Here is a 20,284-nt window from a genome sequence, read left to right on the forward strand (position 1 = left end):
GTGGCGGACGATCGGCAGGAGCTGGCGGAGGAACAGCGCCGGCACTGGCAGGAGACGTACATCGAACATCCCGGGATGTACGGTGGGCGGCCCTCCGACCCGGCCGTCCACGCGGTCGGGGTGTTCCGGGCCGCAGGGGTGCGGGAAGTCCTGGAACTCGGTGCCGGACACGGCCGCGACACCCTGTACTTCGCCCGCGAGGGCTTCGCCGTGTGCGCCGCCGACTTCAGCTCGGTCGCGCTCGACCAGCTGCGCGGCGCCGCACGGGACCAGGCTGTCGACCGGCGTGTGACGACTCTCGTGCACGACGTGCGCGCGCCGCTTCCGTGGCCCGACGGGTCCGTGGACGGGGTGTTCGCGCACATGCTGCTGTGCATGGCCCTGTCCACGGAGGAGATCCGGGCCCTGGTCGGTGAGGTCCGCCGGGTACTGCGCCCCGGCGGCGTGTTCGTGTACACCGTGCGCCACGTCGGCGACGCCCACTACGGCACCGGCACCGCCCACGGCGACGACATCCACGAACACGGTGGCTTCGCCGTCCACTTCTTCACCCGCGACCTGGTCGACACCTTGGCGGACGGCTGGGTGCTGAACGAGCTGCACTCCTTCGAGGAGGGTGCGCTGCCCCGGCGGTTGTGGCGGATCACCCAGACGCTGCCCGGGTGACGGTGGGCGCGGGGGGCCACCCCGACGTCGGCCGGGTGGCAGCGGTCGTGGGGGACCACGGGGCGCGATCCTCGTGACGGCGCCGCGCCGCGTCGCGCTGGTGGTGTGCCGCGCAGGGGCCGCGGCCGGACAGTGGCCCGCGGGGTGCTCGGCCACCGTCCGCCGTCCGCCCATGTGCCTCCGGCCCACGGGTATGGCTCCGGCGGCGCCCTGAGCGCCCGTCACGAAGCCGATTCCCCGTGAGAAGTCCCCGCAGCGGCCGCGGGCCCGGCCTCAGCTGCCCGGCGGGCGGAAGTCGATCTTCTTCTTCGCCGCCTCGTCGATGTCGTCGACGGACAGCAACGGGACGGTCCTGGACTGGAGCGCCCCGGAGGCCCGGACCGTCATGGCGACGGCGGCCATCGACACGTGGTCGGGAAAGTCGACGATGCAGTACAAGTCCGTGTCCCCGTAGGCGAAGTACATCGCCTCCAGCGAGCCGCCGCAGGAGCGCAGGACCCGTTCAACGGCGGCCCGCCGACCGGTCCCGCCCTCTGCGACCAGCCCTTTCGCGCCTTCGGCGGTGTAGGTGGCCTCGATCAGATACTTCGGCATCGCATCTCCCGTGCTTCGGCGGCCCGCTGCCACGGCCACTGCGGTGATGTGCCCACTATGGCCCGGGATCTCATGAGATGGAGCGTTATGTGCCGCCGAACGACACGAGGTGGCGGGTCGCCCGAACGGAGTCATCCGTGTCGTTACGAAATCAACGACTCCGGCTGGACCCCCGCCGCGTCACCGGGGCTTGGGGCCGTGGGCCGGCAGTCCGCTTCCCGGCGGGCGGGGCGGGGCCAGGCGCTGTGGGTGCGACCTCGGGTGCGAGCCGCTCCCGGTTCGATGGCCGGTACAAGGGAGGGTTACGGATATGTCCGTGTTTTGTAACACGAATCCGTTCTGTCGGGTGGCGTGGCGGAGACGGGCCACAGTGTGGCCCTCGGCACCGAGCCGGGAACCCGATCGCACACGGAGGCCCTGATCCGGGCCGGTGTGCACACACTTGAGGGGACAGCTCCATGTCTGCTTCTCGTACCACCGCCCGTCTGGTCGCCACCTGCCTGGCGGCCGGTGCCCTCGTCGGCGCGGCGGCCCTGCCGGCGCTCGCCGACGGACACGACCACGACCGCGGCGACCGCCACATCAGCGACCGCGGCGACCGGCACGGCGATGACCGTCACGGCGACGACCGTGACGGCTGGGACCGTCACGGCGACGACCGTGACGGCTGGGACCGTGACGGCCGGGACCACGGCGACCGCTGGGGCAACGACCACGGGCGGGACCGCTACCCCTCCGTGGTGATCGGCAGCGTCCAGCCGGGCTACGGCCTGGGCCTGACGAACCGCAGCCTGAACTCCGAATGGATCGAGGTGCGGAACCAGGGGCGGCAGACCGTCAACCTGAACGGCTACACCCTCAGTGACCGCGACGGCAACTCGTACCGCTTCGGCTACTTCCGCCTCGAAGGCGGTGCCTCCGTCCGGGTCCACACCGGCACGGGCCGTGACACCTACCGCGATGTCTTCATGGACAAGCGCCACGCCGTGTGGGACAGCCGTGACACCGCCACCCTCCGCGACAACCGGGGCTGGACCATCGACACCGAGTCGTGGGGCGGCTTCCGAGGCCGTTAGCCCCGGTCACCGAGCCGCGGGAAGGAAGTGACGCCAGGGCCGTCACGACCTTCCCGCGCCTGCCGCAGGCCGAGGACCACCCCCTTGAGGTCCTCGGCCTGCGGCCTGTACCGGCCCGGATGGTGCGGCGCCGCCGGGGCGCCGCGGAAGGCGCACCGTCCCCCCCCGTTCACGGCCGCGCCGGCCCCGGTGCGCGGGGTTCGGCCCCGGCTCAGCCCTTCAGGCCCAGCTGCTTGCAGGCGGCCAGGTACTTGGGCGTGCAGATTTCCCGGACCGTGTAAATGCCGTCCCTGATGACCGTCGACCTGATGGACTTCTGCGTCAGCGGGCGGACCTGAACCAGGTGGGTGGGGATGCTCTTCGTGCTGGCGTTGTCGGACTTGTCGAGGGCCAGCGACTCGTATTCGATCATGTGGCCCTGCGAGATCTGGACCGCCATCTCGGCGGCGCTCTCCGCCTCGTCCGGATAGGGCTTGTAGACGCTCATGTACTGCTCGCCCGACACGATGCGCTGCACCGCGGGCAGGTCCGAGTCCTGACCGGTGACCGGGGGGAGCGTGGTGAGGCCCGCGGCCTTGAGAGCGGCGATCACACCGCCCGCCATTCCGTCGTTGGCCGAGTACACGCCCGCGATGTTCCGCGCACCGAGTGCGCTGATCGCGTCCTGCATATTCGCGCGGGCGTTCTCCGGCTTCCAGTCCGTGGTGTCGTACGACTTGGCGATGTCGACGTTGTTCTGGAGCTCGGAAAGGGCGCCGCGCTTGAATATCGCGGCGTTCGGGTCCGTCGGCGACCCGTTCATCATGACGATCTTGGTGGTCGGCTTCGCGCGGTCGCCGAGGGCTTCCAGCAGTGCCTGGCCCTGGACCTGGCCGACAAGATCGCTGTCGAAGGTGACGTATCCGTCGACGGGGCCTTCGGCGAGGCGGTCGTAGGCGATCACATGCACGCCCGCTTCCTTGGCCTTCTTGACGGCCGGTGCGATCCCCTTCGCGTCGACGGCGTCGAGGAGCACCGTGTCGACCTTGTCGGCGACCATCTGGCCGAGCTGGGCGCTCTGCTTTGCGGCGTCCTGTTCGGCGTTCGCATAGTCGACCGTCGCCTTGCCGTGGGTCAGCTCCTTGATGTGCTTCTCGATGATGGGCCGGTCGAACTTCTCGTAACGTTCCGCTTCTCTCTCCGGCAGAAGCAGGCCGATTCTGACCGCGTCACCCGTGGTCTTTCTCGCCTTTCCGCCGTCATCCGAGCCCAGCAGACCTCCGCATGCGGTGAGCGAGAAAGTCAGCGCACACACTGCGGTCGTGGCGCCAGCGCCAAGCATACGGTTTTTCACTTCTGTGTACCTCCCTGACCTGGTCGCAACGTCGCAACCAAGGTGCTGAGAGCCAACCCGGGAGGCCTGCCGTCGTCAAGGAATGAATCCCTAACGAGATGGTAATGGGATCAAGGGTTCCCGACTTGAATGCGTAACCGGCCCGCTCGGAGGCCGGCCACCGACCATGCGGTCGGATGTCGCCGGACCGCGGGCGGCCTGCGTGATTCGCTTCCTCCCCACCCGAAGTGACGTGATGTCAGGGGAAAGGGGCCGGCTCCGTCGCGCCGGACGTCGTGGCTCAGAGGTCGAGGGCGACGTCCTGCCGGGGCCTGGCACAGCAGATCAGGGCGTTGCCCGACGCGGGGGGCTCCACGGGGTCCGGGTCGTAGTCGACGGCACCCGCGAGCAGGGCGGTCTCACAGGTGTGACAGACTCCGGTGCGGCAGGACCAGCGCACGGGGACGTCGCAGGCCTCCGCCATCTCCAACAGCGTCCGGTACTCGGGCTTCCAGCGGACCGCGAGACCGCTGCGGGCGAACGACACCTCGGGACCGGTGCCCGCGGCACCCGTGGGTGCGTGCGGGGGGCGGGCCGCGGCCGGTGCGATGCCCGGAGTGATCGCGGGACCGGCGCCGAAGACCTCCGTATGGATCCGCCGCGGGTCCATACCGTGCCCGGTGAGGGCGTCGGTGAGGTCGCTCATGAACGCCACGGGACCGCACAGGTAGGCGTCGGCGTCCGTCGGCAGCGCGATGCGCCCGACGATTCCGGCCGTCAGATGGCCCGAGTCGGTGTAGTCGATTCCCCTGCGGTCGTCGGCGCCGGGGTGGCTGTAGCAGATGCGGGACCGGGCGTGGGGCAACTGTTCCAGCAGCCGCCCGCTCTCCTCGGCGAACGGGTGGTGCTCACCGTCACGGGCGCCGTGCAGCCACCACACCTCCCGGTCCGAGCGGGCGTCGGCGAGGGCCTGCAGCATCGCCAGGACCGGCGTCGCGCCCACGCCCGCCGACGCCAGGATCACGGCGCCGGTGCCCGCGGCCAGGGTGAAGGTGCCGCGTGGGGCGGCGGCCTGGAGCGTGTCGCCGGCCCGCACCCGGGTGTGGATCCGCGTGCTGACCGTGCCGTGCGGCTCCTGTTTGACGCTGATGCGGTACTGGTCCGCACCCGGACGCCCGGACAGGGAGTAGCTGCGCACCAGCGCCGGCCCGTCCTCGTCGGGCTCCAGCCGTACGGTGAGGTACTGGCCCGGGGCGGCCGCCGGCAGCGGCGCTCCGTCGGGTGCCGCCAGCCACAGGGAACGGATGCCCTGGCTCTCCGTGTCGACCCTGGCCACGGTCAGCGGGCGGAAGCCGTCCCACGCGGGACGCGGGCCCGCGCCCGCGGCGCTCAGGCCGGCGTTCCCCGCGGCCCCGCCGTCGGGCCCGCCGCCGGCCTGGGCGAGCAGCGCCCGGAACGAGTCCCGCCACCCGGGGCTGAGCGCCTGGATGCGCAGCGCCCTCTCGAGCCGGTCCTGCGGATGTCCTGGCAGGTACAGCAGCCCGTCGATCTCGGCGACCGTCATCCGGCCCGGCCCGTCCGCGATCTTGACGATGTCCTGCCCGGCCTCCACCTCGCCCTCGGTGATCACCCGGAAGTAGAAGCCCGGGCGCCGGTGGGAGACCAGCAGCGCCGGCATCCGGGGCTCGTCCATCCGCAGTCCCACCCGGTAGCAGGTGACCCGGGGCTGGGACACCTCGAAGACCGCCTCCCCGATCCGGTAGCGGTCGCCGACGCACACCTCGTCGTCGGCGAGCCCTTCCACGGTGAAGTTCTCCCCGAACTGGCCGGCCACGAAGTCGTCGCGGCCCAGCTCCTGCTGCCAGTAGCGGTAGGAGTCGAGCTGGTAGACCATGACGGCGCGCATCTCACCGCCGTGCCCCGCCAGGTCGCCCTGCCCGTCCCCGTCGATGTTCAGCCGCCGTACCATCCGGGGACCGCTGACGGGGCTCTTCCAGATCCCCGTGTGCACGGTCCTCCCGTGCCAGACGACGTCCTTGGGCAGTCCCACATTGACCGATACGAGCTTGGCCACCATGTCCGCGCACCTCGCGTTCCGACGCCCCGCCCGGAGTCCGTCCCCCTGCCTTCGGTGAGTCCTCGTCCTTCGGTGAGTCCTGGTCCCGCGGTGCGCCCCGACCGCGGTGTATCCCCGCCCGCGGTGCCCATCGCAGGGGCAGCTGTGGCCTCTCCGGCTGCGGCGGCGGGCGTTCCCCGCCCGGAGTTCCGATCGTATCCAGCCGAGGCCCGCGGCACATCGTGCGGCCGCCCGGCGGGCCGCCGGCGCCCCCGTACAGGGCCCCTCACGCCCCGGTCCGAGGGCGTATCGTTGCCGTGAGAGGCAGTTGGAGGCCGAGATGACCGAATCCCTGGATTCCTGGGCCACCCGCTTGAAGGACCTCAACCCGGACGCGGACGACGAGAAGGCCCGGAAGTTCGTTCGTGAGCTGTATCAGGCGGCTCAGAAGGACCTGGACGCCCAGCGGGCGCAAGCCGAAGCCGAGCGCGAGGAATAGCCGCCGCCCATCGGCAGCGCGCCGCCCGTCACCGAACGGCCCCGTCGCCGGCGCCGGCCGGGACCCGCACGCTGTCCCGTCGGCCCGGGCGCGGGCCGACGGTGAAAGCGTGATCCTGCGGGCCCGTGGTGACAGTGCGGCTTCGCGGGCCGATGCTGAAGGGCGGGCGGGGCCGGACGGTCCGCTCCGCCCGGTGATCACACCCGGGCGACGAGCGCATACCTCTCGTCGCTCACCGGTCCGCCCCACAAGTGCGGGTCGCCGTCGAGCGGTTCGATGCGCAGCTCGGCGACGAGCGGGGCCACGGCGGCGGCCAGGTCCTGGGCGGTGATGCCCAGGTGCCACGGCAGCGACTCCGCTCCCGCCACGTAGGGCACACCGCTCTGCCCCGACTCGCGCCACCGCCCCTCGACCAGCACCAGCCGGCCGCCCGGCCGCAGCCGCGCGGCCCATGCGCGCAGGGCGGCCTGCGGGTCCGGCAGCGTCCACACCAGGTGCCGCGACAGCAGGACGTCGAAACTCCGCTCCGCGGTCGGCGGTCGCGCAGCGTCCCCGACGAGGAACTGCGCCTCGAGACCGGCGGCGGCCAGCTTCGTGCGCGCCTGCTCGACCATGCGCGGCGCGAGGTCGACGCCGGTGACCCGGTGCCCGGCCCGCGCGAGCAGCAGTGACAGCGACCCCGTCCCGCACCCGACGTCGAGCACGTCCAGCGGGCCCGAGGGCAGCCAGGAGTACAGGCGCCGGGCCCAGGCGTCGCGTGTCGGCTCCGCGCGCAGTCCGTGGTCCGGTTCGTCGTCGAAGGCGGCCGCCGCGGCATCCCAGTAGTCGGCGATCGCGGCGGTGGTGCGGTCGGAGGACGCGGCGGCCGCATCGTCCGTGGCTGTGGCGGCGGTACCCGTGGTTTCGGTCATGGCGATGATCGTTCCAGCCGCCACTGACAATCCGGGTGCGGCGACGGCGGCCCGGTCGGTCCTGCGCCTCCTCGCCTCGTCCTGCCCGGTTCGCTCCGGCCCCCTCGCCTCGTCCTGCCCGGTCGGTCCGCTGCCCCCTTGCCCCGTATCGTGAAAGGAGGAGGGGCCGACGATGCACCCAGCCTCGGGAGGCCGACGTGACGAGCGAGGCCACAGCGGGCGCCAGCCCACGCTACCTGCCGATCGCCGAGCACGGTCTGATCGGTGATCTGCGCAGTGCCGCCCTGGTGGGCACGAACGGCACCATCGACTGGTACTGCTGCCCGCGCTTCGACGCCCCGAGCGTCTTCGCCTCGATCCTCGACGCGGACCGTGGCGGCTGCTTCGAGCTCGCGGCGGACGTGCCGGCACGCACCAAGCAGTTCTACTTCCCCGACACCAATGTGCTGATCACCCGCTTCTTCGCGGACGACGGCGTGGGCGAGATCCAGGACTTCATGCCGGTCGCGGACGACTCCCGCGAGGCCGACCGGCACCGGCTGATCCGCCGTGTCATCTGCGTACGGGGAACGCTGCCCTTCCGCGCCCGGGTGGCTCCCCGGTTCGCCTTCGGGACGCAGCCGCACACCGTGCATACCGACAACGGCCAGGCCGTCTTCGAATCGGCCGATCTGCGGCTCGCGCTGACCTCCACCGTGCCGTACGAGGTGGCCGGGCCCGACGTGTGGTCGCTGTTCAAGCTGCACGAGGGTGAGGCCGCCGTCTTCACCCTGGACCGGGTGGGCGGCGAGGTCGCACCCCGCTTCTGCGCCGTGGCCGAGGCGGAGAAGCAGTTCAACACCACCGTCGGCTACTGGCGGCGCTGGCTGTCGCAGTCCCGCTACCGCGGGCGCTGGCGGGAGATGGTGCACCGCTCCGCACTCACGCTGAAGCTCCTCACCTACGCCCCGACCGGCGCCATCATCGCCGCCCCGACCACCAGCCTGCCCGAGCAGATCGGCGGCGAGCGCAACTGGGACTACCGCTACGTCTGGGTCCGTGACGCCGCCTTCTGCGTCTACGCCCTGCTCCGGCTCGGCTTCACCGCGGAGGCCGAGTCGTTCATACACTTCCTGACCGAGTACGTCCATATGGCCCCCGGGGACCGGCCCCGTACGGAGAACCCGCTCCAGATCATGTACGGCATCGACGGGCGCCGTGAACTGCCCGAACAGGAGATGCGCCACCTGGAGGGCTACCGGGGCTCGGCGCCCGTACGCGTCGGCAACAACGCCGTGGACCAGCTTCAGCTGGACATCTACGGAGCGCTCATCGACTCCCTGTATCTCTACGACAAGTGGGGGCGGCCGCTGTCCAGCGCGCACTGGGACAGCGTCATCGACCTCGTCGACTGGGTGTGCGACAACTGGGACCAGCCCGACGAAGGCATCTGGGAGACCCGCGGCGGCCGCAAGCCCTTCCTCTTCTCACGGCTCATGTGCTGGGTGGCGATCGAGCGCGCCATGCGGCTGGCCCAGCGCCGCGGGCTGCCCGCCGACATGCCGCGGTGGGGGCGTGCCCGCGACGCGATCTACCGCCGCATCATGGGCGCGGGCTGGTCGGACGAACGGAACGCGTTCGTCCAGTACGACGGCGGTCATGTCCTCGACGCGTCCGTGCTGATGATGCCGCTCGCGAAGTTCATCTCGCCGATCGACCCGAAGTGGCTCTCCACGCTCGACGCGCTGGGCGAGGAGCTGGTGTCGGACTCGCTCGTCTACCGCTACGACCCCCAGGCCAGCCCTGACGGGCTCCAGGGCACCGAGGGCACGTTCTCGATCTGCTCGTTCTGGTACGTCGAGGCCCTCACCCGTGCGGGACGCCTGGACGAGGCACGGCTCGCCTTCGAGAAGATGCTCACCTACGCCAACCATCTCGGCCTGTACGCCGAGGAGATCGGCCACACCGGCGAACAACACGGCAACTTCCCGCAGGCCTTCACCCACCTCGCCCTGATCAGCGCGGCCTTCAACCTGGACCGGACACTGGGCTGACACGCGATACTGCCAGCGATCATCGGCCCCACCCGAAGGGAACACCCCGACGTGTCCTCCACCGCGTCCAGCCCCACCTCCACCCCCGCACACACCTCCGTGGTCGTCGTCGGCGCCGGACCCGCCGGGCTCGTCCTGGCCAATCTGCTGCACCGAGCCGGAGTCGACTGCATCGTGCTGGAGGCGGAGAGCAGGGAGTTCATCGAGCGCCGGCCGCGCGCCGGATTCCTGGAGGAGTGGGCCGTCCGGGCCCTCGCCGCCCATGGGCTCGCCGACCGGCTGCTCGAACGTGCCGAAACCCAGGGGGAGTTCGAGTTCCGCTTCGACGGGCGCCGGCACGTGGTGGAGACGGCCGAACTGTCGGGCCGACGCCACTTCGTCTATCCGCAGCCGCTGTTGGTCACCGACCTGCTCGCCGCCTACGCGGACCGGGCGGGCAGGCACATACGCTTCGGCGTGCGCGACGTACGCCTGCACGACGTGGCCGGAGAGCGGCCCGCCGTGTCGTTCACCGACCCGCGCAGCGGTGCCCGGCACCACATCACCTGCGACTTCGTCGCCGGCTGCGACGGCGCGCGCGGCGTGACCCGGGCCGCGATACCCGAGGGCCGGACCGTCATGACGCGCCATGACCTCGGCGTCGCCTGGCTCGCCCTGCTCGCCGAGGCGCCGCCCTCGGCGGACGGGGTGGTCTTCGGCATCCACGAGCGCGGGTTCGGCGCCCACATGGCGCGGGGCCCCCGGACCACCCGCTACTACCTCCAGGTACCGCCCGGCGACGACGCGGAGAACTGGCCGCACACCCGTGTGTGGGACGAACTGCACACCCGGCTCGCCGCCGCCGGCGCCCCGCGGCTGACCGAAGGGCCGCTCGTCGAGAAGGTCGTCCTGGACATGCACAACTACGTCGTGGAGCCCATGGCGTACGGCCGGCTGTACCTGGCGGGTGACGCGGCGCACCTCGTCGCGCCCATCGCGGCGAAGGGCATGAACCTCGCCATCAACGACGCGCTGCTTCTCGCCGACGCGCTGTGCGGCCACTACCGGGGCGACGACGGCGGACTCGCCGGCTACTCGGAGGCCTGTCTGCGGCGGGTCTGGCAGTACCAGGAGTTCTCCCAGTGGCTGTCGGACGTCCTCCACGGCGCGTCCTCCGGCGACCGCTTCCGCGCCGGTACGGCCTCCGCACGGCTGCGCCGGCTGCTGGGGTCCGAGCAGGCGGCGAAGGCGTTCGCCGGGCAGTACCTGGGCGAGGAGGCCGACCTCTGAGCCCGCGGGGCCGGATGCGGACATGAAGAAGGGGGAGGGGGCCCATGGGCCCGCCTCCCCCGGGGAGTCCGCAGGGATCAGCTGATGACGTCCGCGCCGAGCAGGCCGAAGAGCAGGACGCCGATCACGATCCGGTAGATCACGAAGGCGTTGAAGGAGTGCTTGGCCACGAACTTCAGGAGCCAGGCGATCGATCCGTACGCGACGACGAACGACACGACGGTCCCGACGGCGAGGGGCGCGGCGCCGACACCGGTGCCGAGCGCGTCCTTCAGCTCGTACAGACCGGCACCGGTCAGCGCCGGAATGCCGAGGAAGAAGGACAGACGCGTGGCCGCCACCCGGTCGAGGTCGAGGATGAGCGCGGTGGACATGGTCGCGCCGGAGCGGGAGAAGCCGGGGAAGAGCAGGGCGAGGATCTGCGAGGAGCCGACGAGCATCGCGTCCTTGAAGCTGGTGTCGTCCTCACCGCGCTTGTGCCGGCCCATCTGGTCCGCCGCCCACATGACGCCACTGCCGACGATGAGGGACCCGGCGACCACCCACAGCGAGGCCAGCGGCCCGTCGATCAGCGGCTTGGCCGCGAGGCCGACGATCACGATCGGAATCGTTGCGTAGATCACCCACCAGGCGAACTTGTAGTCGTGGTGGTAGCGCTCCTCGCGGTTGACCAGACCGCGCCCCCAGGCGGAGACGATGCGCACGATGTCCTTGAAGAAGTAGACGAGCACGGCTGCGATGGCACCGACCTGGATCACGGCGGAGAAGCCGACGACCGCCTTGTCGTCGACCGGGATGCCCATGAGTCCCTCGGTGATCTTCAAATGACCGGTGGAGGAGACGGGGAGGAACTCCGTCACTCCCTCCACGGCACCAAGGACAATGGCTTGGCCGATGCTGATCGCGCTCATGGCATCCAATTCTGGGGTGAGGAGAGGTCAAGACCGCTGGTTCGACTACAGTCCTGTAGACGGACGGAGTCACTCTACGCCAGGGAGACGACGTGCTCGGGCCGACCTCCCGGGCCCCGGCGGCCGCCGCCGCACGGGTGCCTCAGGGTTCCCGGCCCGTCCTGGGGCGCCATCCCCATGCTGTGATCATCCCTGGTGACAGATCCGCGCAGTCGGCCGACCCCAGGTAGCGGACGGCCTCGTCGATCGTGGCTTCGTCGACCAGTCCGGTGGCCAGCATCGCAGACCGGGCCCGGTTCCAGGTGTCGGCCCAGAACCGGCTGATGGGACTGCCGGGGGCGAGGGGCGGGACGTGGATCTCGGCGGCCACGTCCGAGAGCCCGGTCCGCCGCAGCAGTCGGGGGTAGTCGGGGGCCCACGAGACGTCCGTGCCGATGGTCTCCGCCAGCGCCCGCCACATGGCACGCATCGCCACGGTGAACGGCGTCCGCGGCGCCGTCCGGGTCGTGAGGTCCACCGCGTCGCTCAGCACCAGGACGCCCCCGGGTGCGACCAGCCTGCTCAGTGCGTCGATCACCCTCTCCCGGTCGGGCAGGTGCATCAGGACGAATCGCGCGTGGACCAGACGGAACACCCCCGGGGTGAAGTCCTCGGCTGTGATGTCCGCCTCCCGCACGCGCATCCCCGGCACCGCCTCGGAGGCCAGGAAGCGGACGTCCCTGTCCACGGCGAGAACGGAGGCGACGCCGAGCCGGTGCAGCAGCAGCCGGGCCACCGAGCCGGTGCCCGCACCGATCTCCAGGCAGTTCCAGCCCGGGCCGACCCCGAGGGTCCGGAACCTCGCCTCGGTCACCTCGTCGTACGCCAGGGCGCCCAGATCGATGCGGGCGTCCTCGCCGCTGGCGTCGGGGCGGAACATCCGGTCGCCGTACGCCCCGCGTCCCGATGCGTGCGACCGCCACCCGTCCGGATCAGTGGGCATTTGTCCAGTATGCGAGATTCTGGGGTGGTCCGGCGTGGTCCGGGGAGTCCGTGTCGGCGCGTCGCGCTGGTCCGGGGCCCGTCCCGCCGCGCTCGTCCCCGGGGCGGGGCCTGTCCCGGGGAGCGGCGGCGGGGTGGCGCCGTCCCTGCGCTCGTCCCGCCGGCACCGGACCGGCAGCCGTGCATCCACCGCGTACGGTCCGTTGCAGCGGCCCCCACGGTGCCGAATACTGGGAAACCCCAGCACCCCGCAGGAGCGCGGCTCCGTGCGAGGCGGAGACCATGCTTCCTGTGACCAGGCACCTCCCATGAGCCGGCCGAAGCACGACGCACTCGACCCGGGCCGGCCGACCGGGCAGCCCGCGAGGTCCGTCGAGCGCGACCGCATCGTCGCCGCAGCGGTCCGTGAAGCCGTCGAGGTCATGGGGTGCGCCGCCGCCGTGGTCTTCCTCGTCGACCCGGCATCGGCGTCCGGCGATCTCAAGGCCGCCGCGGTGGCCGGCATCCGGCCCGCCGTCTTCGCGCTGAGGCACCGGATCGCCCTGACCGAGACCGTCGTGTCGGCCAAGGCCTACCAGGACGACATGCTCGAGTTCGCGGGCATGCCCCGGGACGTCGGCGAGCAGAGCCGGCTCGCCACGACGGTGCCCTTCCCCAACTCCGCAGCCGCCGTGCCCATCAGCGCCGGAGGACAGCGGCTCGGCGCCCTGACCACCGTATGGACTCCGCCGCTGACGGAGCCCCTGAGCAGGGAATGCCTGGAACGGCTGAGCGGTATCGCACACCGCCTGTGCCAGGCACTGTCGACGCTCGCCGACCGCGGTACGCCCGTCACGGCGGGCCCGCGCACGGTCCTGGTGCCGATGGCAGAGCGCACACCGGACACCGGATCCGACGGCCTGGACTGGGGCGTCCCCGAGATCCCCGGCTCCTCCACCCTCAGCTTCATGTACCACCTGCACAAGCTCGCCACGGCCCTCAACGAGGCCGTGGACCTCCAGGACGTCGTCCGGGCCGGCCGCGAGTGGATCATGCAGCCCTTCGGGGCCCAGGGGTTCGTCGTCAGTCTCGCGAGCGACGGCAGGAGCTGGGTGGCCGGCCACAGCGGCTACCCCATGGCCGCGGTCAAGCACCTGCACGGCCGCAGCATCGACCGCCATGCCCCCGACACGGCCGTCCTGCTGGACGGCATCCCGCTGTTCCTCGACAGTCCCGAGGCCTGGCGGGCGGACGGCCGCAGGGACGACTTCGAGGACGGGATGCAGGCCTGGGCGTTCCTGCCGCTGGAGGTCAGCGGCCACCCCATCGGCACCTGTCTGCTCGGCTTCGAGCAGCCGCGCCGCTTCACCCCCGCGGAGCAAGCCGTCGTCATGATGATGACCGACCTGCTCGGCCAGGCCCTGGAACGGGTCCGGCTCACCGAGAGCCGGCACCAGATCGCCTCGGGGATCCAGAAGAGACTGCTGCCACGCGCCCTCTCCGAGGTCCCGCAGGTCCTCACCACGGCCCGCTACCTCCCGGCGCCCGCCGAGGCCGAGGCGGGCGGCGACTGGTACGACGTGATCACCGAACCGGGCGGGGGCGTCGCCCTCGTGGTCGGTGACGTGGAGGGACGGTCCCTGCAGAGCGCCGTCCTCATGGGCCAGCTGCGCAGCGCCATCCGGGCGTACGCGACCGACGGCCGCGACGCAGGACAGGTGCTCACCCGCACCAGCCGGCTGCTCGCGGAGCTGGACGGCGAGACCCGTGCCAGCTGCTGCCTGGTCCGGCTGGACGTCTCCGCCGGCACCGCCGAGATCGCCTCGGCCGGACACCCGGCCCCGTTGATCCGCCGGCCGGAGGGCACCATCGAGGTGCCGGACATGGTCACCGGGCCCCCGCTGGGCGCCCTGCCCCTCACGGAGTACCGCAGTGTGGAGACCGACCTGACGCCCGGCACCCTCCTCCTGCTGTACACCGACGGGTTCACGGCCGCGGTCGCCGCCGATCCCGTCGAGGGCGCGCTGCGACTGTTCCGGGACGCCGGGGACGCGGTCGACTCCTTCCCGGACGGTCTCGCCGACCGGCTGGTCGCCGCGGCGCAGCCCGCATCGGCGGTGCCCCGGGACGACGCGGTGGTGCTGCTCGCCCGGTTCGAGGGGGCCGAGCTCGGTCCCCACCACCACATCAGCCGTATCAACATCGCGCGTCACGATCTGGCCGGGGTGGAGTCGGCGCGGCGCTTCATCCGCGACCGGCTGCACTTCTGGGGGCTCGACGAACTCGTCGGCGACCTGGAACTCATGGCGTCCGAGATCGTCACCAATGCCCTCATCCACGCCGACAGCGACGTGGACCTCAGACTGCGCGAGTACCCCGACCACGTGCGGCTCGAGGTGCGCGACTCCGAGCCCACCCCCAGCCTGCCCGCGCCCGTCATGCCCACGGAGGCCATCAACACACGAGCGGAGCACGGCAGGGGTCTGCTGATCGTCGACGGGCTCGCAAGCCAGTGGGGAAGCGCGCCCAGCGGCCGCGGCAAGACGATCTGGCTGGAGATCACCACACCCGAACGTCCCGAACCGGACAGTGCGCCGGAGCCCTGACCGCCGGGGCGTACCGCCCACCCGGCCCGGCCAACCCACGGGGCCCGACTGGCCGTTAGGGCCGACCGGCGGATCGGACGGCTGAACTTCGGTCCCGGTTCCGGCAACAGGTGCCACGGACCCGTCGGGGCGGCTGCCTATGGTGGGGTGTGATCAGTCGAGCCGGGGACCGTCGACAGGGGGCCGCACGGCCCGGGTACGTGGCCGCCGCGGGGGTGTTCGCGGTCGGGATGATCGGCACCACCCTGCCGACACCGCTGTACGGGCTGTACCGGGAGCAGATCGGGTTCTCGGAGCTGATCGTCACCGTCGTCTTCGCGGTGTACGCGGTCGGCGTCATCGCCGCCCTGCTCGTCGCCGGCGACTTCTCGGACGTCGTCGGCCGACGCCCCGTCCTGCTGTGCGCCCTGGGCCTCGCCGCGCTCAGCGCGCTGTGCTTCCTGTTCGAGGGCGGGCTGCCCCTGCTGTTCGGGGGCCGTGTCCTGTCGGGGTTCTCGGCGGGACTGCTCAGCGGCACGGGAACGGCCGCGGTACTGGAACTCGCACCCGCCGGGAAGCGTTCGCGGGCCGCTTTCGCCGCCACCGCCGCGAACATGGGGGGCCTGGGGCTGGGGCCGCTGTTGGCCGGTCTGCTGGCCGCGTACGCGCCGTACCCGCTGCGCCTGCCCTTCCTGACGCAGCTGGGGCTCCTCGCGGCCGCCGCGGCGGTGACCTGGCTGCTGCCGGAGACCGTGCGCCGGCCGGTGCCACGGCCGCCGCTGCGACCGCAGGGCATGGTCGTGCCCGCCGACGTGCGCGGCGTGTTCGTGCCCTCGGCGCTCTCCGCCATGGCGGGGTTCTCGCTGCTGGGCCTGTTCACGGCGGTCGCTCCGAGCTTCCTGGCCGAAACGCTGGGCGAGCACAGCCTGGCGGTGACGGGCGCCGTGGTCTTCCTGGTCTTCTGCTCCTCCACCTGCGGTCAGCTGCTGATGGGCAGGATCGGAGTGCGACGGGCCCTGCCGGGGGGCTGCCTGGTGCTGGTGGCGGGACTCGTCCTCGTCGCCGTGTCGTTGCTCCTGGGGTCGTTGCCGGTGCTGCTGGCCGGTGCCGTGGCGGGCGGCGTCGGTCAGGGCCTCTCCTTCCGCGCGGCCCTGACCGCGGTGAGCTCCGCGGCCCCCGACGCGCATCGGGGTGCCACCATCTCGGCGTTCTTCGTCACCGCGTACGTCGGGATCTCCGTCCCGGTGGTGGGCGTCGGCGCGCTGACGCTCGCGATCGGGCTGCGCAACGCGGGCCTGGTGTTCGCGGCCTGTGTGATCGCCGCCGTCTCCGCGGTGGGCGGGTACGTCTGGCGGCACCCGATCGACGCCGACTGACCCCGCAGGGCGCCCTCCCCGCCCGCCGGCGTCCTCCCGGGTCTCCGCGCGGACGCCCGCCGCCACGGAAGGCGGACCGCTGTACGGCGGACCCGGCCGCCGCCGAGAAATCTCCTTCGACGGGCCGTGATCGCCCCCATACTCTGGGCGGATGGTGACCTTGGAGCGGCTCCGGGCCGAACACGCGGATGCCCTGCTGGCCTTCGAACGGGAGAACCGGGAGTACTTCGCACGGTCCGTACCGGACCGCGGGGACGCCTACTTCGCCGAGTTCGCCTCCCGTCACCGGGCCCTCCTCGCCGAACAGGACGAGGGAGTGTGCCACTTCCACGTCGTCGTGGACGACCGGGGGAACCTGATCGGCCGGGTCAACCTCGTGGACGTCGAGGACGGGACGGCCGAACTCGGCTACCGGATCGGCGAGAGCGCCGCGGGCCGGGGTGTCGCCACCGCGGCGGTCGGAGACGTGTGCCGCCTCGCCGCCGAGACGTACGCACTCGCCGCGCTCGTCGCGGTCACCACACTCGACAACGAAGCATCCATGACCGTGCTCGCCCGCAACGGGTTCTCCGAGGTGGAACGCATCGTCCTCGCCGGACGGCCCGGCGTACGCTTCCGCCGCCCGCTGCCGGCCCTGGGGTGACCACAAGGCTGGTGAACCGACGCGGCGGCTCCGGGGCGAGCCGGGTGCCGCAGGTTCGTACAAGCGCTTGTGCGGATCGATCGATAGAATTCGAACATGGGAGTGCGGCCTGGTGTGCCGACCGTCCTGGGGACCGGGACCGGGGCGGCCGCGGGTGAGCCCGGCGGGGGTGGCGCCTGCGGTGACGGGCGGGGCGTACGGCGGTGGGGTATCGCCACGACCGGTGGCGGAGGTGCCTGATGCCCTCGGCTTCGCACGACATGGGTGTCCAGGGGCGGCCGTCCGGGCTGGTGGGGGTGCAGATCGCGGGCTACCGCGTGGAGCGCGTGATCGGACGCGGCGGGATGGCCGTGGTCTACTGCGCGAAGGACCTCCGCCTGGACCGCACGGTCGCGCTCAAACTGCTGGCCCCGGAGCTCGCCCGCAACGACACCTTCCGGCGCCGCTTCACCCATGAGTCACGGGTGGCGGCCGCGATCGACCATCCCCACATCGTGCCGATCTTCGAGGCCGGCGAGACCGACGGCGTGCTGTACATCGCCATGCGCTACGTCTCCGGACTGGACCTGCGGGCACTGCTGGACCGTGACGGGCCCCTGCCCGTCACCACCGCCCTGCGCATCGCGGCGCAGGTGGCCTCCGCACTGGACGCCGCCCACGAGCACGACCTGGTGCACCGGGACGTCAAGCCCGGCAACATCCTCGTCGCCCGCGGCACCGACAGCGACCACCCCGAGCACGTCTACCTCACGGACTTCGGGCTCACGAAGAAGTCCCTGTCGCTGACCGGCTTCACCACCGTGGGCGAGTTCGTGGGCACCCTCGACTACGTGGCCCCGGAGCAGATCTCCGGACGCCCCGTCGACGGCAGGTGCGACCAGTACAGCCTGGCCTGTGTCGTGTACGAAACCCTTGCGGGCGGGCCCCCCTTCCAGCGCGAGGAGGACATGGCGCTGCTGTGGGCGCACCAGTACGACCAGCCGCCCGCCCTGTCCGAGCGGCGGCCGGGTATCGGCCCCGCGCTCGACGACGCGATGGCGAGAGCCCTGGCCAAGGTCCCCGACGACCGTTACGACTCCTGTCTGGAGTTCGTCGCCGCCCTGCGCCGGGCCGACGCCGCCGCCCCCCGCCGGGGGACCCATCCGCCGACCCTGGTGGAGCCAGGCATGGGCGAGTCGGCCCGGCAGTCGCCACCGGACCCGCCGGCCTGGGCCCGGCCGGTCATGGGATTCCCGGACGGCTAGGGCCTGTTGGGAGTCGTGATCCTGGTCCAGGTGATCGCTTCCGGCAACCGTGATCGAACCGGTAGATCTCTTGCGTGCTTCGGCATGAACTGAGCGACGCCGACTGGGATCTGATGGGACCTCATCTGCCGATCGGGCGGTACGGCCCCTATCCGGACCCTAGAGGGGATCCAACTCGCCCAGGCCCATGACGCGCAGGGTGTGGTTCGCCATGTGCAGGTGGCCGACCGCGTTGGGGTGGGCCGGGTCGTCGAGCCATGGGATCGGGTCGGCCGTGCCGTAGTGCTCCAGCCAGTGGGCCTCGTGGTCGACGAGTAGCGCGCCGGCGTCCTTTGCGATCTCCCGTACGGCCTGGCAGTACGCGGGAAGGGCCGCGCGCTGCTTCCGCCCCGAGGCGCTGACGAGCGCCGGCGTATGCAGGACGACCTGTGTCTGCGGCTCCGCCCTGGAGATGATCCGGTGCATCGCGTCGTGGAAGTCGGGCAGTCCGTCCTCTCCGGCGAGGCAGTCGTTGGTGCCGAGCGACACGGACAGCACATCGGGCTCGAACCGCCCGATGAGGCGGTCGTGGGCCGCGAGCACGTCGACCGCGCTCCACGCGGAGACGCCGGTGTTGACCACGACGTCGGTGAGCCGGTCCATCTGCCACCTGACCCGCTCGTGCAGGTGCTCGACCCAGCCGCGGGCGCCGTGGGTGTGCAATACGGCCTGGGTGATGCTGTCCCCGGTCGCCACCCAGGTCATGGGCCCGTCCGACAGTTGAATCATGGTGTTTCCCCCTCTGCGTCCGGTCGCCGCGCATCCCTGACGACCGAGCTCGCAAGGCACCGAAGACGGTGCAGCAACCTACCAGCCGACGACCGCGTGCCAGATCAGACGGTAAACCACGGTCAATAGCAGCACTCGCCGGGACGTGGTCGGCGAAGCGGATGAACGTCTGCGGACCATCCACTCGGGTAAGAGGCACTCCAGCCCAAGGCAGCACCCCGACCCAAGCCACTTCACGTCGAAGCGCGCAAGAGATCCATCGGTTCGATCGCCGTTGCCGGAAGCGATCATCTGGTCCGAGATCACGACTCCGAACAGGCCCTGGGAACGGTCCGGTCGATCCTGCCGAGGGGGTCGGTGGAGACGCACCGTGGTTGAACGCGTTCAAATTCTCTGTCACGATACGTCGTGCCGCCCGGAGGGTGCTGGACGAGAGGACCACGGTCATGACGAGCTCGCTTCTCATGCCGCGAGGCCGTGCCCGCTCGGGCACGGCCGACGGGGGTACGGCAGCGGGGAGCACGTCCCCGACGCGGATCCTCGACTGGCGGCATCCGCATGTCGCCTCGCTGCTCCGGCGGATCGAGATCACGGCGGACTCGGAGGACACCTCGGGTCCCGCCCGCCGGACAGCAGCCCTGCGTCGGGCCCACCGATGGATCGCCGCAGCGGTGCAGCCGGTGTACTCGGTGCAGGACGAGCGGCCCGTGTCGGAGGTGCTTCGCCGTCGCCGCGGCTCGTGCAGCCAGCGGCTGGCCGTCCTGGAGTCCGTCGCGCGGGCATCAGGGGTGGCCACGCGGGTGCGCGGCCTGCTGGTGGACGGGGCGTTCTGGTATCCGCGTTTCCCCCGGCTGCACCGGATCGTCCCGCACCAGGTCGTGCTCGCATGGCCGGAATTCCGCATCGGGGGTCTGTCGCCGACCGACCACCCCACCGCGCCCTGGTTGACGGTCTCGGAACTCTTCGGTGACCTGGACGAGTTGAGCGAGGCTCACGGTGGTGGCTTCACCAACGCCGGCACGGAGACGCTCTTCGAGGCGCTGTCCAGGACGGCGATCGACTGGGACGGCACGACGGTCTGCCCGGCCGTCGGTACCGCGTGCGATCTCTCGGCCCATGTCCTGGCGGACCTCGGCCACTTCGACTCGCGCGACGAACTCTTCGCCCGGCATGGCCAGACCCTCTGTGGGATGGCGAGGCTGCTGGCCGAGCCCGTCCTGGGCCGCCGCTCGGCGGGCGCCCACGTGCCGTCCGCCGTCCGCAACGCCCGCTTCTGACCGGCAGGAACGGCCGTATCCGTGCCGCTCGGCGTCCGTCGGATCGCCACGCCGACCCCGTGCCGCGGTCAGGGCGTGAGCCGGAACCGGAGCAGCCGCACGAC

The 20,284-nt window shown here is 71.6% G+C and carries 17 protein-coding genes; 10 read left to right on the forward strand and 7 right to left on the reverse strand.

Translation table 11 applies throughout. From position 1 onward, the window contains the following. Complete coding sequence (locus ACWCP6_RS23905; RefSeq protein ID WP_450934553.1) at nucleotides 1–666, forward strand: class I SAM-dependent methyltransferase; 666 nt, start codon at nucleotides 1–3, stop codon at nucleotides 664–666. Nucleotides 667–939: 273 nt separating this feature from the next. Here ACWCP6_RS23905 and ACWCP6_RS23910 read toward each other — a convergent pair whose 3' ends face one another. Beyond that, nucleotides 940–1,260: a GYD domain-containing protein gene (locus ACWCP6_RS23910; RefSeq protein WP_450934554.1), complete on the reverse strand. Its 321-nt coding sequence runs from the start codon at nucleotides 1,258–1,260 to the stop codon at nucleotides 940–942. Between the two features lie 458 nt (nucleotides 1,261–1,718). On the opposite strand from ACWCP6_RS23910, the gene ACWCP6_RS23915 reads away from it, so the two are divergent. After that, nucleotides 1,719–2,336, forward strand: coding sequence for a lamin tail domain-containing protein (locus ACWCP6_RS23915; RefSeq protein ID WP_450934555.1), 618 nt, complete (start codon nucleotides 1,719–1,721; stop codon nucleotides 2,334–2,336). A 211-nt stretch (nucleotides 2,337–2,547) separates the two neighbouring features. Here ACWCP6_RS23915 and ACWCP6_RS23920 read toward each other — a convergent pair whose 3' ends face one another. Together ACWCP6_RS23920 and ACWCP6_RS23925 are read right to left on the reverse strand one after the other, a co-directional pair. Beyond that, the gene (locus ACWCP6_RS23920; protein WP_450934556.1) at nucleotides 2,548–3,657 is read right to left on the reverse strand and encodes a sugar ABC transporter substrate-binding protein; all 1,110 of its coding nucleotides are present in this window, start codon (nucleotides 3,655–3,657) and stop codon (nucleotides 2,548–2,550) included. Between the two features lie 292 nt (nucleotides 3,658–3,949). Then, on the reverse strand, nucleotides 3,950–5,725 hold the full coding sequence (locus tag ACWCP6_RS23925; protein ID WP_450934557.1) for an MOSC domain-containing protein: 1,776 nt from the start codon (nucleotides 5,723–5,725) through the stop codon (nucleotides 3,950–3,952). A gap of 319 nt (nucleotides 5,726–6,044) precedes the next feature. Here ACWCP6_RS23925 and ACWCP6_RS23930 point away from each other — a divergent pair, with 319 nt between their 5' ends. Further along, complete coding sequence (locus tag ACWCP6_RS23930) at nucleotides 6,045–6,203, forward strand: hypothetical protein (protein WP_450934558.1); 159 nt, start codon at nucleotides 6,045–6,047, stop codon at nucleotides 6,201–6,203. 197 nt (nucleotides 6,204–6,400) lie between these two features. Here ACWCP6_RS23930 and ACWCP6_RS23935 read toward each other — a convergent pair whose 3' ends face one another. After that, nucleotides 6,401–7,114 carry a class I SAM-dependent methyltransferase gene (locus tag ACWCP6_RS23935; RefSeq protein ID WP_450934559.1) on the reverse strand — a complete coding sequence of 238 codons (714 nt, stop codon included), beginning with the start codon at nucleotides 7,112–7,114 and terminating at the stop codon, nucleotides 6,401–6,403. 197 nt (nucleotides 7,115–7,311) lie between these two features. Between ACWCP6_RS23935 and ACWCP6_RS23940 the strand changes: the two genes are divergently transcribed. Beyond that, nucleotides 7,312–9,147 carry a glycoside hydrolase family 15 protein gene (locus ACWCP6_RS23940; RefSeq protein WP_450934560.1) on the forward strand — a complete coding sequence of 612 codons (1,836 nt, stop codon included), beginning with the start codon at nucleotides 7,312–7,314 and terminating at the stop codon, nucleotides 9,145–9,147. 51 nt (nucleotides 9,148–9,198) lie between these two features. Continuing rightward, the gene (locus ACWCP6_RS23945) at nucleotides 9,199–10,416 is read left to right on the forward strand and encodes a 4-hydroxybenzoate 3-monooxygenase (RefSeq protein ID WP_450934561.1); all 1,218 of its coding nucleotides are present in this window, start codon (nucleotides 9,199–9,201) and stop codon (nucleotides 10,414–10,416) included. A gap of 77 nt (nucleotides 10,417–10,493) precedes the next feature. Here ACWCP6_RS23945 and ACWCP6_RS23950 read toward each other — a convergent pair whose 3' ends face one another. Together ACWCP6_RS23950 and ACWCP6_RS23955 are read right to left on the reverse strand one after the other, a co-directional pair. Then, nucleotides 10,494–11,327 (reverse strand): undecaprenyl-diphosphate phosphatase, encoded by an 834-nt coding sequence (locus tag ACWCP6_RS23950; protein ID WP_450934562.1) that lies wholly within the window; start codon nucleotides 11,325–11,327, stop codon nucleotides 10,494–10,496. A gap of 142 nt (nucleotides 11,328–11,469) precedes the next feature. Beyond that, nucleotides 11,470–12,309, reverse strand: coding sequence for a class I SAM-dependent methyltransferase (locus tag ACWCP6_RS23955; RefSeq protein ID WP_450934563.1), 840 nt, complete (start codon nucleotides 12,307–12,309; stop codon nucleotides 11,470–11,472). 307 nt (nucleotides 12,310–12,616) lie between these two features. Between ACWCP6_RS23955 and ACWCP6_RS23960 the strand changes: the two genes are divergently transcribed. From ACWCP6_RS23960 to ACWCP6_RS23975, 4 genes are all read left to right on the forward strand, one after another. Then, entirely contained in the window at nucleotides 12,617–14,893 is a 2,277-nt protein-coding gene (locus tag ACWCP6_RS23960; protein WP_450934564.1) for a SpoIIE family protein phosphatase, read from the forward strand. Between the two features lie 149 nt (nucleotides 14,894–15,042). Continuing rightward, entirely contained in the window at nucleotides 15,043–16,248 is a 1,206-nt protein-coding gene (locus ACWCP6_RS23965) for an MFS transporter (protein WP_450934565.1), read from the forward strand. Nucleotides 16,249–16,399: 151 nt separating this feature from the next. Further along, nucleotides 16,400–16,891, forward strand: a complete 492-nt coding sequence (locus tag ACWCP6_RS23970) for a GNAT family N-acetyltransferase (RefSeq protein ID WP_450934566.1) — start codon at nucleotides 16,400–16,402, stop codon at nucleotides 16,889–16,891. Between the two features lie 239 nt (nucleotides 16,892–17,130). Further along, complete coding sequence (locus ACWCP6_RS23975; RefSeq protein WP_450934567.1) at nucleotides 17,131–18,135, forward strand: serine/threonine-protein kinase; 1,005 nt, start codon at nucleotides 17,131–17,133, stop codon at nucleotides 18,133–18,135. Between the two features lie 159 nt (nucleotides 18,136–18,294). Here the strand turns inward: ACWCP6_RS23975 and ACWCP6_RS23980 are convergent, their stop codons facing one another. Next, nucleotides 18,295–18,903: an SGNH/GDSL hydrolase family protein gene (locus ACWCP6_RS23980; RefSeq protein ID WP_450934568.1), complete on the reverse strand. Its 609-nt coding sequence runs from the start codon at nucleotides 18,901–18,903 to the stop codon at nucleotides 18,295–18,297. 446 nt (nucleotides 18,904–19,349) lie between these two features. On the opposite strand from ACWCP6_RS23980, the gene ACWCP6_RS23985 reads away from it, so the two are divergent. After that, nucleotides 19,350–20,180 (forward strand): transglutaminase domain-containing protein, encoded by an 831-nt coding sequence (locus ACWCP6_RS23985; RefSeq protein WP_450934569.1) that lies wholly within the window; start codon nucleotides 19,350–19,352, stop codon nucleotides 20,178–20,180. Nucleotides 20,181–20,284 lie beyond the last annotated feature (104 nt).

This window comes from Streptomyces sp. NPDC002004 (assembly GCF_053593975.1).